The sequence below is a fragment of the Pseudoalteromonas sp. MEBiC 03485 genome, from assembly GCF_004195145.1.
GTDB classification, from domain to species: domain Bacteria; phylum Pseudomonadota; class Gammaproteobacteria; order Enterobacterales; family Alteromonadaceae; genus Pseudoalteromonas; species Pseudoalteromonas apostichopi.
On record NZ_SGBT01000002.1, the window covers coordinates 870412 to 884924 of the forward strand.

Annotated in this window: 11 protein-coding genes; 3 read left to right on the top strand and 8 right to left on the bottom strand. The window is 41.3% G+C overall.

Annotation, left to right across the window (positions count from 1 at the left end; translation table 11 throughout):
* From EVU92_RS20535 to EVU92_RS20545, 3 genes are all read right to left on the bottom strand, one after another.
* Nucleotides 1-981, bottom strand: a complete 981-nt coding sequence (locus EVU92_RS20535) for a hypothetical protein (RefSeq protein ID WP_168990048.1) — start codon at nucleotides 979-981, stop codon at nucleotides 1-3.
* Nucleotides 982-1178: 197 nt separating this feature from the next.
* Nucleotides 1179-1439, bottom strand: a complete 261-nt coding sequence (locus EVU92_RS20540) for a hypothetical protein (protein WP_130053001.1) — start codon at nucleotides 1437-1439, stop codon at nucleotides 1179-1181.
* A gap of 359 nt (nucleotides 1440-1798) precedes the next feature.
* A complete protein-coding gene (locus EVU92_RS20545; protein WP_130053002.1) occupies nucleotides 1799-2176 on the bottom strand; it encodes a VOC family protein in 378 nt (125 codons plus the stop codon).
* Between the two features lie 162 nt (nucleotides 2177-2338).
* Between EVU92_RS20545 and EVU92_RS20550 the strand changes: the two genes are divergently transcribed.
* Nucleotides 2339-4366 (top strand): S9 family peptidase, encoded by a 2028-nt coding sequence (locus EVU92_RS20550; protein WP_130053003.1) that lies wholly within the window; start codon nucleotides 2339-2341, stop codon nucleotides 4364-4366.
* A gap of 785 nt (nucleotides 4367-5151) precedes the next feature.
* Here the strand turns inward: EVU92_RS20550 and EVU92_RS20555 are convergent.
* The gene (locus tag EVU92_RS20555; RefSeq protein WP_130053004.1) at nucleotides 5152-6753 is read right to left on the bottom strand and encodes an isocitrate lyase; all 1602 of its coding nucleotides are present in this window, start codon (nucleotides 6751-6753) and stop codon (nucleotides 5152-5154) included.
* Between the two features lie 225 nt (nucleotides 6754-6978).
* Between EVU92_RS20555 and EVU92_RS20560 the strand changes: the two genes are divergently transcribed.
* A complete protein-coding gene (locus EVU92_RS20560; RefSeq protein ID WP_130053005.1) occupies nucleotides 6979-9156 on the top strand; it encodes a malate synthase G in 2178 nt (725 codons plus the stop codon).
* Nucleotides 9157-9507: 351 nt separating this feature from the next.
* Here EVU92_RS20560 and EVU92_RS20565 read toward each other — a convergent pair whose 3' ends face one another.
* From EVU92_RS20565 to EVU92_RS20580, 4 genes are all read right to left on the bottom strand, one after another.
* Entirely contained in the window at nucleotides 9508-10233 is a 726-nt protein-coding gene (locus EVU92_RS20565; protein ID WP_054553380.1) for a YebC/PmpR family DNA-binding transcriptional regulator, read from the bottom strand.
* 132 nt (nucleotides 10234-10365) lie between these two features.
* Nucleotides 10366-10983, bottom strand: a complete 618-nt coding sequence (locus EVU92_RS20570) for an HAD family hydrolase (protein ID WP_130053006.1) — start codon at nucleotides 10981-10983, stop codon at nucleotides 10366-10368.
* Nucleotides 10984-11107: 124 nt separating this feature from the next.
* Nucleotides 11108-11611 (bottom strand): DUF6702 family protein, encoded by a 504-nt coding sequence (locus EVU92_RS20575; protein ID WP_130053007.1) that lies wholly within the window; start codon nucleotides 11609-11611, stop codon nucleotides 11108-11110.
* Entirely contained in the window at nucleotides 11611-14049 is a 2439-nt protein-coding gene (locus EVU92_RS20580; RefSeq protein ID WP_130053008.1) for a M1 family metallopeptidase, read from the bottom strand. The genes EVU92_RS20575 and EVU92_RS20580 overlap by 1 nt, the downstream gene beginning before the upstream one ends.
* Nucleotides 14050-14321: 272 nt before the next feature.
* Here EVU92_RS20580 and EVU92_RS20585 point away from each other — a divergent pair.
* On the top strand, nucleotides 14322-14513 hold a 192-nt coding region (locus tag EVU92_RS20585), incomplete at its 3' end, for a hypothetical protein (RefSeq protein WP_130053009.1).

Below are 14513 nucleotides of genomic sequence, written 5' to 3' on the forward strand. Positions count from 1 at the left end.
TTAATTGCTTATTATATCAAATGGCCAAGCTTGCAGTAGGCCGTCACTGGTTTCTGAATATAGCAGGTTACCATCGTATGCCACACTCAGTACTGACGTACGCTGGCGCTGTTGTTTAGCTTCGTATTCAGCGATTAGTTCACCATCTGCAACGCGATATAAACGCATCTTCTTTTTTGGCGAACCCGTTAATAGCCATTTATCTTGATTAATAAATTGCGATGCGGTGAACTCAATAAAATTAGCGTATGAGGCCACTTCTGATAGTTCTTTTTTATTGGCTAAATCAAAAAATACTCGATCATCAACCGAATCAATTGCAAAGGCCAAGCTCGCTGTATCATTTAAAGTAACGTGATTTACTCTAGTAGCTAAACGCTCTTCAAAGCGAGTGCTGCCATCGCTCGTTGACCAAAGCTTTACGTATTTGTCGCTCGAGCCAGTAAACGCCCACTGACCATCAGCCGATAACGCCACGCTATTAATATCTAAGCGATGAATATCAAAACGCTTAGTATCACCTGTGCGGGTATTTATCACCTCAGCCTTACCGCTACGATAGGCTATAACCAAAGTATCGCCTACAGCTGAAATAGCGATGTCTCTGGCGATTTCTTGCCCAGTGAGCCAAGTGCCAATACTACGCCCGGTGCGAGTATCGTATAAAGTCACTGATAACCGGTTTGAAATGAAAAAACGAGATTTGTTGGCGCTAAAGCCCGCAAGCTCAACATGTTCAGCGCCCTGCCCTGTTATACAATCGTATAGACGCGCTTTTAACTGATTATCCCAAACGCACACCTCAGATTGGGTTGCCACTAACGCGTGACTAGCATCTTCACTAAGCGCCGTGGCACTTAATAGCTCATTGCCATGCGCAAATTCACTACTAGCAGAGGCAGTAAAAACCTCACCTCCACCACAGCCCACAAGGCTTAGTGCAAATACACAGCAAAGAGATTTAAGCAGTTTCGACGTCATGATCATTCTCATTTTTTATAATTATATTGTATAGGAGCAGTGTAATGAAAATAAGCGGAAGTTGGTAGGAAATCTCGCTGCCAGCTTTCAGCCGTCAGCCATCAGTTTTTGTAGGCGTGAAATTTATTTCGCGCGAAGTGCCGGCTGTTCGGCGATGCAGCGGCGCGCCATGCAAGCATGGCGCCTACAAGAAACGATTATTGGTCTGTTCTGCTAACGATTTCGTAGCCTTCAGCTTCATAATCATTGATGCATTTTTGAAATTTATTTTGAAGTTTTATTTCATCGAAATAGCCAAGTGAGTATACATCACACTTTACTTTCATATGTTCACTGTTTTCCAAAACCGCATTAAGTTTAAGCTCAGCAAAACCAAATTTATAGGCTAATTCTGTGAACTGTGAATACAGAACCAAAAGCAGTACAGCAAGAAGGGTAAGCGTTAGTGTATTTTTCATTTTTATTTCCTTTAAAAGTGTTGGTAAAAAGTCTGGAGCAATTATCGAACCAACAATATAACTTCATATAAATCAATACAATGAGAGATTAAAGCAAAAGCATAGTTGATATTTTCACCAATAAATAGTGAAAAAGACAACTTTTCCCTAAAATAAACACAATATGGTGATAATGCTTGTTTTAAAGTACTAGAAATGAGCTTCGAGGTGTGTGAAAGATAGGCGAGAAGCGAGATAGGAGGTGCTTTAGCGCCGAACAAAAGCCTCCTGATTCTCTGCTTAAGGTAATCCCACGGTTTTCTTGTAAACGTGAAATTTATTTCGCGCGAGGGTTCTAACTTTCCCCTTGCTAACTCCCCTCACCCATGCGTAAAACAAAACACATTAAGTTTGTTACCGTCTAGGTCTCTAAAGTATCCCGCATAAAAGCCCGGCATTTCACGTGGGCCGGGAGCGCCTTCGTCAGTGCCACCTAGTTCTATGGCTTTTTTATAAAAGGCATCTACTTGGGCTGGAGTTTCGACTGCCAGAGCGATCATAGTACCGTTACCAACTGTGGCTTTTTCATCATTATGGGGTTTAGTAACCGCAAAACCGGGCTTATCTTGACCTGTACTCCATGCGACAAAGCGATCAGTTTCTAAGAAGCGCTCGGCGTTTAGAGTGGCGAACAATTCATCGTAATACTTTACTGCTTTAGCTAGGTTGTTAGTGCCTAACATGATGTAACCTATCATTGTGTGCTCCTTACATTTAAAAGTGTCTTTACTCAACATAAAAGGGAAATGACCATCTGTCTATTGATTTCTTCATTCATCGCAATGGACTATATTTCTTATGGTTGTTACTTTATAACAGGTCAACACGCCCTAATCTCTGCTCACTAACAAGGAAATAAAATGAAGTTTAAAACATCTTTAGCACTGCTTGCAGCAGCTAGCTTTTACAGCCACGCAGAAGCTAGCAATACCTTTGACCTCGAAAATGTTTTTGATCTTGAATACGCCAACCAAATAGAAATGACAAAAAATGGCGATACAATTTACTTTGTGCGTAATCGCATGGATATCAAAAGCGACCGTAAAGTCAGCAATATTTGGTCAGTAAACCCAGATGGTAAAACCATGCTACCGCTAACGTCTGGCGTGCATATGGATTACTCTCCGGTGCTGTCACCGGATGAAACTCGCTTAGCGTTTATTTCTACCCGTGATGGTAGCAGCCAAATCTATGTAAAATGGTTAAAAACCGGTAACGTAGCGAAAATTAGTAACCTAACGCAAAGCCCTGGTGGATTAACTTGGACACCAGATGGCAAGCAATTGGTGTTTAGCCAGTTTGTACCAGCAAAATCAGCAAGCCCTGTGTCATTACCGGGTAAGCCTGAGGGCGCTAAGTGGGCAGAGCCAGCTAAATATATTGACGATACTTATTACCGTGCCGATGGCGGTGGCTACTCTGAAAAAGGCTATCGTCACTTTTTTATCATCAGTGCAACTGGCGGCAATGCACGTCAATTAAGCTCAGGTGATTTTGATCACGGCGGAGCAATCAGCTTTAACGAGCAAGGCGATGCGTTCTATTTTTCGGCTAATCGTTATGAAAACAACGAACTACACCCAACTGAATCTGAAATCTATAAACTTAGTTTAGCGGATCGTTCAATTACCCAAATAACAAACCGTAAAGGCCCAGATTCACGCCCTAAAGTCTCACCAAATGGTCGTTACCTTGCATACACAGGCTATGACGACAAAAAGACTAACTATGAAAATAACGACATTTATTTACTTGATTTAAATTCAGGTAAAACCTCAGTGCTCACTGCTGATTTAGACCGTAGCGTCGAAAGCATAAAATGGGATGATAGTGGCAGAGGTCTTTATTTTAGCTACGATAGCGAAGGTAAAACACACCTAGCTTACCAACCTCGTAGTGGTAAACATAAAGTGATTACCTCAGAGATTGGTAGTGTCGCCTTTGGCCGTCCGTATTCGGGTGGTGACTTTGACGTGAGCGAAGATGGTGAAGTTGCATTCACACTTGCAGATACCCAACGCCCAGCTGATGTAGCACTAATTAAGCGCGGTAAAACAGCGCGTTTAACGCAATTAAACGAAGATGCGCTGGGCGACAAAGAACTCGCTAAGGTTGAAGAAATTTGGGTTAAGTCAAGCCACGATGGCTTGGCTATTCAAGGTTGGGTTGCTTACCCACCAGGTTTTGATAAAAGCAAAAAGTACCCACTTATTTTAGAAATCCACGGTGGTCCTGTTGCAAACTATGGCCCTCATTTTAGCCCTGAAGTGCAATTATATGCAGCCAAAGGTAACGTTGTGCTTTATATGAACCCACGCGGCAGTGATTCATACGGTAAAGAATTTGCGCAAACAATTCATCATAACTACCCAAGTAATGACTTTGATGACTTGATGACAGGTGTTGATGCTGTCATCAATAAGGGCTTTATTGATGAGAGCAAATTGTTTGTTACCGGCGGTTCAGGCGGTGGTGTTTTAACAGCATGGATTGTGGGCCATACAGACCGCTTTGCAGCAGCGGTAGTTGCTAAACCTGTCATCAATTGGATCAGTTTTGTACTAACTGCTGACTTCTACCCTTTCTTTGCTGATTATTGGTTCCCTGGTAAGCCATGGGACAACATTGAGCATTACATGAAGCGCTCACCAATAAGCTATGTTGGCAATGTTAAAACACCAACCATGCTGTTAACCGGTGAATCAGACTATCGCACCCCAATTTCTGAAACCGAACAATTTTACCAAGCCTTAAAGCTACAAGGTGTTGATACAGCGATGGTGCGTATTCCTAATGCCTCACATGGTATTACCGCTCGCCCATCAAACCTGATGACTAAAGTAGCCTATATTCAATGGTGGTTTGATAAAAACAGTGGAAATAATTAACGACATCGAGCGAAGCGAGAACATTTCGTTTGCACAAGGTGAACGAATTTCGTGACGCAGTTTCGTTTAACTTATCTCAAATTGCATTAAGCGCGGCTTTATGCCGCGTCATTTAATAAAACTATAACGCGGGGTAAACCCGCTGCTACTTTCTCCTTTCTAACTTTTGAATTTCAATCTGATAGCTGACGGCTGAAAGCTGACAGCTTTCTTTTCTCTGTAAACCCCCTTTACACTTAAAATGTGATTAACTCCTTACATACTTTTCTCAAATATCGGACATTACCCAAAAAGCAGTTAGTAAAAAATCGGTTTATAGCCAAAATCAGTAACTTGAGTTAGTAAAAAATCGGTTTGTGCCGCTAAAAACCTAGCTTCAGTTAGTAAAATTTTGGTTTGTAAGGGTATGGAGTTGGTAAAAAATCGGTTTATGGCTTGGGTGAGTTAATAAAAAATCGGTTTATAAATCGCTAGATTCTACAAAACAACATTAAATTGCCGTTTATATTACCCATTTTTAACCATTCTAGAGGCTGTACTCAGGCAATAAGCCCTAAATTAAAGCTCATAAGACGGAGGTAGTTAAATCCTGATCTAAAATTATGAGGCTGGTAAATGCGTGATCTGTATTTTTATAAAGCTAGTAAATGGCTGATCCAAGACTTGGTTAAATAGTGATCCGAACCTACGAGATGCGAGTCTGAAAGCTGATAGCTACAAATGAAAAAGGGCCCGAAGGCCCCTAACAACATTATTGAATAGCTATAAAGGAAATTACAACTTGGTTAGAACTGGTTCATGGTATTTGCTTCACCACCGGCTTTAAGCGCATTTTCACCAGAGAAGTACTCTTTATGAGTATCACCAATGTTAGAACCTGCTAGGTCTTGGTGTTTCACTGATGCTTGCTCACGGCGGATTTCTTGACGTTGTACGTCACGAACATACGCTAGCATCCCTAGGTCGCCGAAATAGCCTTCTGATAGAATATCAGTGCTTAGCGCCGCTGTATGGTAAGTTGGTAGCGTGATTAGGTGATGGAAGATACCCGCTTCACGTGCACCATCTTTTTGGAAGTTTTGCACAAGTACGTCTGCTGCCGCTGCAAGCTCTGTGTCATCCATTTCTGGTGCCATTAATGCCTTATTATCATCGATGCTTGGGTAAGCAGATAAGTCTTTACCTTGCGCTTGCCACTCAGCATATACTTGCTCACGGAATTTAAGTGTCCAGTTGAACGACGGTGAGTTGTTGTATACCAGCTTAGCATTTGGTACTTGCTCTTTAACGCGGTTAACAAGCTCAGCGATTTGTTTAACGTTAGGCTTTTCTGTTTCAATCCACAGTAAGTCTGCGCCTGATTGTAAGCTAGTTACACAGTCTAGAACTACGCGGTCTTTCTCTGTGCCTTCACGGAACTGGTATAAACCATTATCTAAACGTGTTGGTTTGCAAAGTTGACCATTAAGTTTCATTGCTGTGTCGCCTTCATTTAAGTCATCCACACTGTTTACTGGTGTTGTTTCAAGGAACGACGTGTATTGGCTAGCAAGGTCGCCAGGTGTTTTAGATACAGGCACTTTTTGAGTAAGGCTTGCACCTAGTGAGTCTGTACGAGCAACGATGATACCGTTATCAATACCAAGCTCTAAGAATGCGTAACGAACTGCGTTAATTTTTGCTAAGAAATCTTCATGCGGTACTGTTACTTTACCTGCTTGGTGACCACATTGTTTTGCGTCAGATACTTGGTTCTCGATTTGGATAGCACATGCACCTGCTTCAATCATCTTTTTAGCCAGTAGGTAAGTTGCTTCTTCGTTACCGAAACCCGCATCGATATCAGCAATAATTGGCACAACATGGCTTTCGAAGTTATCGATTTTATTTAGCACAGCTTGAACGTCACCGCCGTTTGCTTTCGCTTCGTCTAGGTCTTTATAAAGGTGGTCAAGTTCACGTGCATCAGCTTGCTTTAAGAAGGTGTAGATTTCTTCGATTAGCGCTGGAACAGATGTTTTTTCATGCATACTTTGGTCAGGTAATGGACCGAACTCAGAGCGAAGTGCCGCAACCATCCAGCCACTTAGGTAAACGTAGCTGCGTTTAGTTGTTTTGTTATGACGTTTAATTGCCATCATCATTTGTTGTGCAGTGAAACCATGCCAACAACCTAATGATTGTGTGTATTGGCTGTGGTCAGCATCGTATGCAGCCATGTCTGCACGCATAATGTCTGCAGTGTATTGTGCGATGTCTAGACCCGTACGAAAACGGTTTTGTAAGCGCATACGGCTTGCGTATTCTGGGTTGATTGACTGCCACGTTTTGCCTTGTGTTTGACATAAAGTAGCTAGGTTATCTGTTTCGCGTTGATATGTTGTCATAATAAAATCCTTCGAACGGGTTATCTATTTTTGTTAGTGAGAGTGGCTACTTGGCGTTTGCTTCGTAGCGCTTAATTCAACATTAGGCGGATTTTAAGGATTTAGTAAATTTATAGTTGTTATTGCCACTATATATCTAGTGAATGACAAATAGCCTGCTTATTAGCCTTTTTTACGATATGGTTTAGCCATGAATGATCAATTTAAGCTCGTTTAAAGGACATTATTATGACCACTCTCTCACTTAACGGTTTAAGCGTTGATCAACAACTAGCACAGTTTGTTGAGCAGCAACTTTTACCAGGAACAGGCATTAGCACAGACACCTTTTGGCAAGGTTTTGCTGAAATCGTCAATGAATTAACGCCAATCAATCGTGCGCTTTTAGAAAAACGCGAACAACTGCAAGCTAAGATTGATGACTATCACAAGCAGCAACCGGTATGGGATGCAGCTAACTATCAAGCATTCCTTGAGGACATTGGCTACCTAGTTCCCGAGCCAGCTAGCTTCAGCATAGAAACAGAACAGGTCGAGCCTGAAATCGCTAGCACTGCGGGGCCGCAGCTTGTTGTGCCTGTGAGCAACGCACGCTTTGCCTTAAACGCAGCGAATGCCCGCTGGGGCTCTTTGTATGATGCGCTGTATGGCACCGATGTATTAAGTGAAGATGACGGCGCAGAGAAAGGCTCTACATACAACCCTGTACGTGGCTTTAAAGTAATGGCTTATGCCCGCCAGTTCCTTGATAAAGCATTACCTTTAGCAAATGGCTCGCATATCGAAAGTACTAGCTATTCAGTGGTTAACAATGAACTTTTAATAACATTACGTGACAGCAGCCAGGTTCGCCTAGCAAACCCTGATCAACTTATCGGTTACCAAGGTGAAGCGCAAAACCCAACCGCTATCTTACTGAAAAATAATGGCTTACATATTGAACTGCAAATCGACCATCATCACCCAATAGGTCAAGCTGATAAAGCAGGCCTTAAAGATGTGCTACTTGAAGCAGCCTTAACAACGATTATGGATTGTGAAGATTCAGTTGCCGCTGTCGATGCCGAAGACAAAGTAAACGTATATCAAAACTGGCTTGGTTTAATGCAAGGTAACCTAGTAGAAGCATTTAACAAAGGCGGTAAAACCATTGAGCGTCGTTTAGCACAAGACCGCCAATATCAAGGTGTGAATGGTGAAACACTTACGCTAAAAGGCCGTAGCATGATGTTTGTGCGTAACGTTGGCCACTTAATGACAACCCCTGCAATCCAAGATAGTGAAGGCAATGACGTGTTTGAAGGCATTATGGATGCCATTATCACCAGCACAGCAGCTCTTCATGACTTAAAAGGTACAAGTAGCCTAAAAAATTCAACGGCTAATAGCATTAATATTGTTAAACCAAAAATGCACGGTCCAGAAGAAGTGGCATTCACTAATACATTATTTACCCGCGTTGAGCAGCTATTAGGCTTGCCTGAAAACACAATTAAAATGGGTATTATGGATGAAGAACGCCGCACTTCAGCTAACTTAAAAGCCTGTATTTTCGAAGCGAAAAAACGTGTTGTGTTCATTAATACTGGCTTCTTAGACCGTACCGGTGACGAAATTCATACTTCGATGCAAGCTGGTGTTGTACTGCCAAAAGGCGCTATCAAACTTGAGCCTTGGATCAGCGCATATGAAGATCGCAATGTTGATATTGGGCTTGCTACAGGACTAAGTGGTAAAGCACAGATTGGTAAAGGTATGTGGCCAATGCCAGATAAGATGGCATTAATGATGGAACAAAAAAGTGGTCACCCGAAAAGTGGTGCAAATACCGCATGGGTGCCCTCTCCGACAGCTGCAACCCTACATGCAATGCATTATCACGATATAGATGTGTTTGCCTGTCAAAAATCGCTTATGGACCGCAAAGAAGCAAGCCTTACCAGCTTACTCACTCCACCGCTTATGAAAGATGCAAGCAGCTTAAGCAAAGAAGATATTCAAGCCGAACTTGATAACAATGCACAGGGTATTCTAGGTTATGTTGTACGTTGGATTGACCAAGGTATTGGCTGCTCTAAAGTACCAGACATCAATCATGTTGGTTTAATGGAAGATCGTGCCACACTGCGGATTTCAAGCCAACACATGGCTAATTGGTTGTATCATGGCGTTTGCTCTGAAGAGCAAATTAGAAAAACTATGGCGCGTATGGCAAAAGTTGTTGATGGTCAAAATGAAGGTGATCCAGCCTACAAGAATATGGCAGATTCTGCCGAAACGTTAGCACAAAGTGTGGCTTATCAAGCAGCGCTAGCCCTTGTACTAGAGGGAGTTAAACAACCTAGTGGCTATACTGAACCATTATTACATGCGTTCCGTATAAAGTATAAGTCGTTAAATTAGCCACTACACAACTCCCCTTCGAGTTTCATGTGTCGTTCCTAGCAGCCTAAGGGCTGCTTTTTTTTGACTAATATCAATTGATACCAATCCGCAATAATACTTAATTATTTTGAGGGATTAAACCTGTCGCTACCTGCGTTAAAAATTTCTGATTTAGAACAACTAAATAACGAAATTTTTGCCTTGTTATCAACAAGGTTTTATTGCCTCAAAATAGACCATTAAATTAAGCGTATTGGTATAAACTCATAACGACAGTGAATACTCATCATTCACGGCATAATAAAAATCTATTAAAAAAGGGGGATTTGTTACCAAATCCCCCTTTTTTACATGCTAATTTCTTAAAAATTAGTTTTTGACAATCGCATTGTGATAAACGTTTTGAACGTCATCACAGTCATCAAGCATAGAAATAAACTTTTCAAAGTTTGCGATATCATCTGGATCAGTGATGTCAGTATGAACTTGTGGAACAAACGTAATCTCGTCTACTTCAAAGTTAATACCTTCAAATGCTTCTTCCAGTGCTGTTTTTGCTTTGTAGTACTCTGTATGAGGAGCGAATACTGATACTTTGCCGTCTTCTACTTCTACATCTGTTACGTCTACATCCGCCATCATCAGCGCTTCTAGCACGACTTCGTCGTCATCACCTTCAAAGCCTAAAACAGCTAAGTGATCGAACATATGGGCTACACAACCAGGTGTGCCAATTTTTGAATCTGTTTTTGTGAACGGTAAACGTACATCTTTGATAGTACGGTTAGGGTTATCAGTTAAACAGTCAACAATAACCATACAATTACCAGGACCGTAACCTTCATAACGTGCTGGTGAATAGTCTTCCCCTGCCCCACCGGCTGCTTTTTTGATCGCGTTATCGATTACATGTGCTGGAACTTGGTCTTTCTTGGCACGCTCAATAATACGCTTTAGCGCTTGGTTAACTTCTGGATCTGGTTCGCCATTTTTAGCAACTACGTAGATTTCTTTTCCGTATTTAGAATTTACTTTTGTTTTTGCATTGGCTGTTTTAGCCATGGCGTTTTTGCGGACTTCAAATGCTCTGCCCATCTTATGCCTCTATGAATACATTTGATAATTGCCGATATTTTAGCAACTCATGACCGCTTGGGCTAGTACTAGGACATTTTGAAAAATAAAAAACTAACAATTAATCTCGGGAAAAATAAAAAACAAGGCTATTTAACATAACACCTTATTTTCTTGGAATGAGTCAACCAAAATAGGTAGTTCTGAAAAGTGATGCATTACATAATCAGCTTGATTTGCGTATTCGGGAATTTCGTCTGGTGCATATAAACAAGCTCGCATATTAGCATTATGGGCTGCTTGTATATCAAATAAATAATCACCAACATAGAGTAACTCTGACTGGTCAAGTTCCCATAATGTAGCAATGGCATTTAAAGCACTTGGGTCAGGCTTAGCTGGCGCATCAGAGCGAGTTAACACTGTTTCTATAGGTAAGGGGTTATTCTTTAATTTAATGGCAGCAGCCCGATCGTAATTACGGGTAACAATAGCCATTGGGATATTATTTTCTTTTAGCCTGGTAATAGCTTCAGCAACACCAGGCAATAAATGAGCGTGCTGAGCATCAATAAGTTCATGTTGATGGACAATATTCATTGCTTCTTCACGCATGTAAGGCGAAGGTAATGATGCAATATAAGCGAGTAAGTCATTCTCGATAGGACAACCTACCTGTGCTTTAATTAACGAAAAATCTAACTCCGATGAAACCAAAGTACCATCTAAATCAAAAATTACGCCACGGATTTTATTGTCATGGATAGTCATATAAATCCCTGTATATGAGAATTGGGAAAATTTTGAAGCCCACTAATAAGATAGTTTACGAAAGAAGTTAATTAAAGGATCAAAGGATTAAAAAAGTAACTTTTTTAATCCTTTAGGATTGCTATTACTCTGGATTTACCGATTCAAACCTTGCTTCAAGCCAGGTATCATCTTGGCTAAAGGTCAGTGTTTTTACCTTACCTTTACCTTCAATATTAACCATATTCACTTGTGCCGGCCAAAGATCGCGAAGTGCACCGTTGCTCATGCGTATGCCATGAATCCCTTCTGGTATCGTGACTTCTTGATAAACCCAAAAGAATTTACCATCAACTTGCGCACCTACATCTTTTAGCTCAAGTGGCTTGCCATCTAAAGTTTGCAGAGCAATATGTGACTCAACGTAGTCAGCAAAACGCTTCTGATCTTCTTTATTAGATAGGATATCAGCATTGCCATCAAATAAATGTTCAACGGCGTGCTCTGTATCGTGTAAATAAAAACGATGCATCAGCTCTATGTTGTTAGTGCGTTTATTAAATAGCACAGTTGTCACAGACGCTTTTAACTGGTGCGCCATGCTTGGCGCACTCAGTATTAAAGCAAAAATAATGGCCGCGAAGCGCATTATTGTTGCTCCTGGGCATCTTTTTCGTCGTCCTTTTTCAGCTCAGTTTTAATATCTTGCATGATATCGCGGCTAACTTTCGCTTTACTCTTTTCACGTTTGTACACTTCAATGCGTGATGGAATAATACGACGCGGGTAGTTATTGTTTTCTACATCAACGTCCGCTGTTTCCCAGCGCGGATCGACTGTAACAGACACTAGGTTTTTACCTTTATCGGTTACAATTAGCTTTTGTACATGCTTGTGGTTACGACGCCAGATTTCAGCCGGAATGTACTTTTCTTCTTTCGTACCATCTTCATAAGTAAGCTCTAATAAGATAGGCATTACTAAGCCACCTAAGTTTGAGAACTCAAGTACGTAGTAGTTTTTATCTTCTTTGATTGCACGCTCAAACGTTTTACGTTCCCAAGGCTCTAAACCTTTAAGGAATTTGTTATAAGCGTTACGCTCTTTGTTAGTTACTGTGAAGCGGTCGTTTTCGTCGTAGAAGTCAGTCACATCAGGATTTTCTTCAACCCATAGTTTTTTACCTTCTTCTTTATTACGTTTTACGAATAACGGCATTGGCTTGTCTGCTTCGATATCACGTAAACGATTAAAGTCGATATCAGGGTTTTTCGTATCTAAACGCAGTTGGTAAACCTTGTCTAGCGAGATATCAACGTGATCTGTGGTGTAGAACCAACCACGCCAGAACCAATCTAAGTCAACACCTGACGCTTCTTCCATTGTACGGAAGAAATCAGCAGGAGTAGGGCGCTTGTACTTCCAACGCTGTGCATATTCTTTAAATGCAAAGTCAAATAGCTCTCGACCAAGGATCACTTCACGTAAAATGTTAAGTGCGGCAGCAGGCTTAGTGTAGGCATTAGGACCTAAACGTAATACGCTGTCAGACTGGGTCATAACTGGTACTTGGTTTTCAGACTTCATGTATGCAACAACATCGCGAGGCTCAACACCCCAAGGAATTGTGTGGTCCCACTCACGACCAGCAACACCATCTAAGAAACTGTTAAGGCCTTCATCCATCCACGTCCATTGACGTTCATCAGAGTTAACCACCATAGGGAAGTAAATGTGACCTACTTCGTGGATAACAACGCCGATTAAGAAACGTTTTTCTGCTTGTGAGTAAGTACGTGTGCCGTCGTCTTGTAAATCAGTTCGCGGACCATTGAAGGTGATCATAGGATACTCCATACCACCTACAGGGCCATTGACTGACTGAGCCACTGGATAAGGGTAGTCAAACGAGAAGCGCGAATACACTTCCATTGTATGAACTACAGCTTCAGTAGAGTACTTCTTCCAAAGGTCGCCACCTTCTTTCGGGTAGAAAGACATCGCCATAACTAATGGCTGATCTTTACCACCTTGATGATAGCCTTTGGCATCCCACATAAATTTACGCGAAGACGCCCACGCAAAGTCACGTACGTTCTCAGCTTTAAAATGCCATGTTTTAGTTTTATCGGTGCCTTCTTTCTCGTTTTCTAACGCTTCTTCTTCAGTCACGATGAAAACAGGGCGCTTAGCATCTTCAGCTTGCTCAAGGCGCTTACGCTGCGTGCTAGTTAGAACACGGCTTGGGTTATCAAGTTTACCAGTTGCAGATACAATGTGATCAGCAGGAACGGTTAACTCAACGTCATAGTTACCAAATTCAAGAGTAAACTCACCACTACCTAAGAAGGCTTTATTCGTCCATGCTTCATAATCAGTGTAAGCAGCAAGACGAGGGAACCATTGCGCTAATAAAAAGATATCATTGCCATCTTCTTCAAAATGTTCATAACCCGAACGTGCACCAACGGCATCTTCTTCAACAATGTTAAAGGCGAAGTCCATGCTGAACTCAACGTCTTTACCCGGTTTAAGCGGTTCGTTTAAGTCGATACGCATTAATGTATCTACTACAGTAACTTTAAGCTCTTTTCCGTCTTCGTCTTTAACATTGGCGATTTGATAACCCAGCTCGTTGTCGGCCATAAATTGCTGACGACGTAGCTGTCCTAAACTCAATTTAGTTGATTTTGGCTGAGGGTCACCTTGCAATGTTTTACCATTAAAAGTTGATGTCATTTCAGCAATTGAGTCAGATTTAAAGATATTTTGGTCTAGTTGTAACCAAAGATACTTTAAAGTGTGCGGCGAGTTATTTTTATACTCGATAGTTTGGCTTGCTGTTAAGCGGCGTTTCTTTTCATCAAGCTTTGCATCAATTTCGTAGTTTACTTGCTGTTGCCAGTAATGCTCAGCAGGTTCACCTGCTGCACTACGGTAAACGTTTGGAGTTGGAAGTGCTTCATCTAGCTGACGGAACTTGTCAACGAATGAGCCTTTAGTTTGCTCAACAGATGACGCCATGACAGCTGAAGATACTGCTAAAGGCAATACCAAAGCACTCAACTTGAGAACTGCTTTTTTCATTGTTAATCCTGTAATTAATTTGCAAGCATACCATCGCAAACTGCTAACAAAGTTGCAATAAAATAACGATAAAGCGCGGTATTTTTCGGGTAGTATTCGATGTTTTACTGAGGTCCTATTTTTCACAAAAAAAATAGCTTCGATTAACTTCCTGTAAACCCCCTTTACAAAACACTGGTTAATTTTAGTTCAGCACTAATTCATCCCAAAGTATTACAGTTAATAAGTAAATACTCTGCTTAAATTCTAGTTAATGATGAAAGGGTGATTAGATGAAGTTTTATATTGTAAAAAAAGACTCTCGTTTAGCAGCCATTCCTGCTCAAGAATCGATTCTAAACGAGTACAAAGAACGCGGATTTGAATTTGTTGAAGTCATTGCTGCATGCGATGAGTCAGATGCATTGTCTCGAACCACTCCAAGTGTAACTGGGTCTAAAAAATGGTTAATTTACCCTACTGCA

Excerpts from the sequence above, each read along its gene's own strand:
- EVU92_RS20535 (WP_168990048.1), bottom strand. The coding sequence starts at position 981 with ATGACGTCGAAACTGCTTAAATCTCTTTGCTGTGTATTTGCACTAAGC.
- EVU92_RS20540 (WP_130053001.1), bottom strand. The coding sequence starts at position 1,439 with ATGAAAAATACACTAACGCTTACCCTTCTTGCTGTACTGCTTTTGGTT.
- EVU92_RS20545 (WP_130053002.1), bottom strand. The coding sequence starts at position 2,176 with ATGATAGGTTACATCATGTTAGGCACTAACAACCTAGCTAAAGCAGTA.
- EVU92_RS20550 (WP_130053003.1), top strand. The coding sequence starts at position 2,339 with ATGAAGTTTAAAACATCTTTAGCACTGCTTGCAGCAGCTAGCTTTTAC.
- EVU92_RS20555 (WP_130053004.1), bottom strand. The coding sequence starts at position 6,753 with ATGACAACATATCAACGCGAAACAGATAACCTAGCTACTTTATGTCAA.
- EVU92_RS20565 (WP_054553380.1), bottom strand. The coding sequence starts at position 10,233 with ATGGGCAGAGCATTTGAAGTCCGCAAAAACGCCATGGCTAAAACAGCC.
- EVU92_RS20570 (WP_130053006.1), bottom strand. The coding sequence starts at position 10,983 with ATGACTATCCATGACAATAAAATCCGTGGCGTAATTTTTGATTTAGAT.
- EVU92_RS20575 (WP_130053007.1), bottom strand. The coding sequence starts at position 11,611 with ATGCGCTTCGCGGCCATTATTTTTGCTTTAATACTGAGTGCGCCAAGC.
- EVU92_RS20580 (WP_130053008.1), bottom strand. The coding sequence starts at position 14,049 with ATGAAAAAAGCAGTTCTCAAGTTGAGTGCTTTGGTATTGCCTTTAGCA.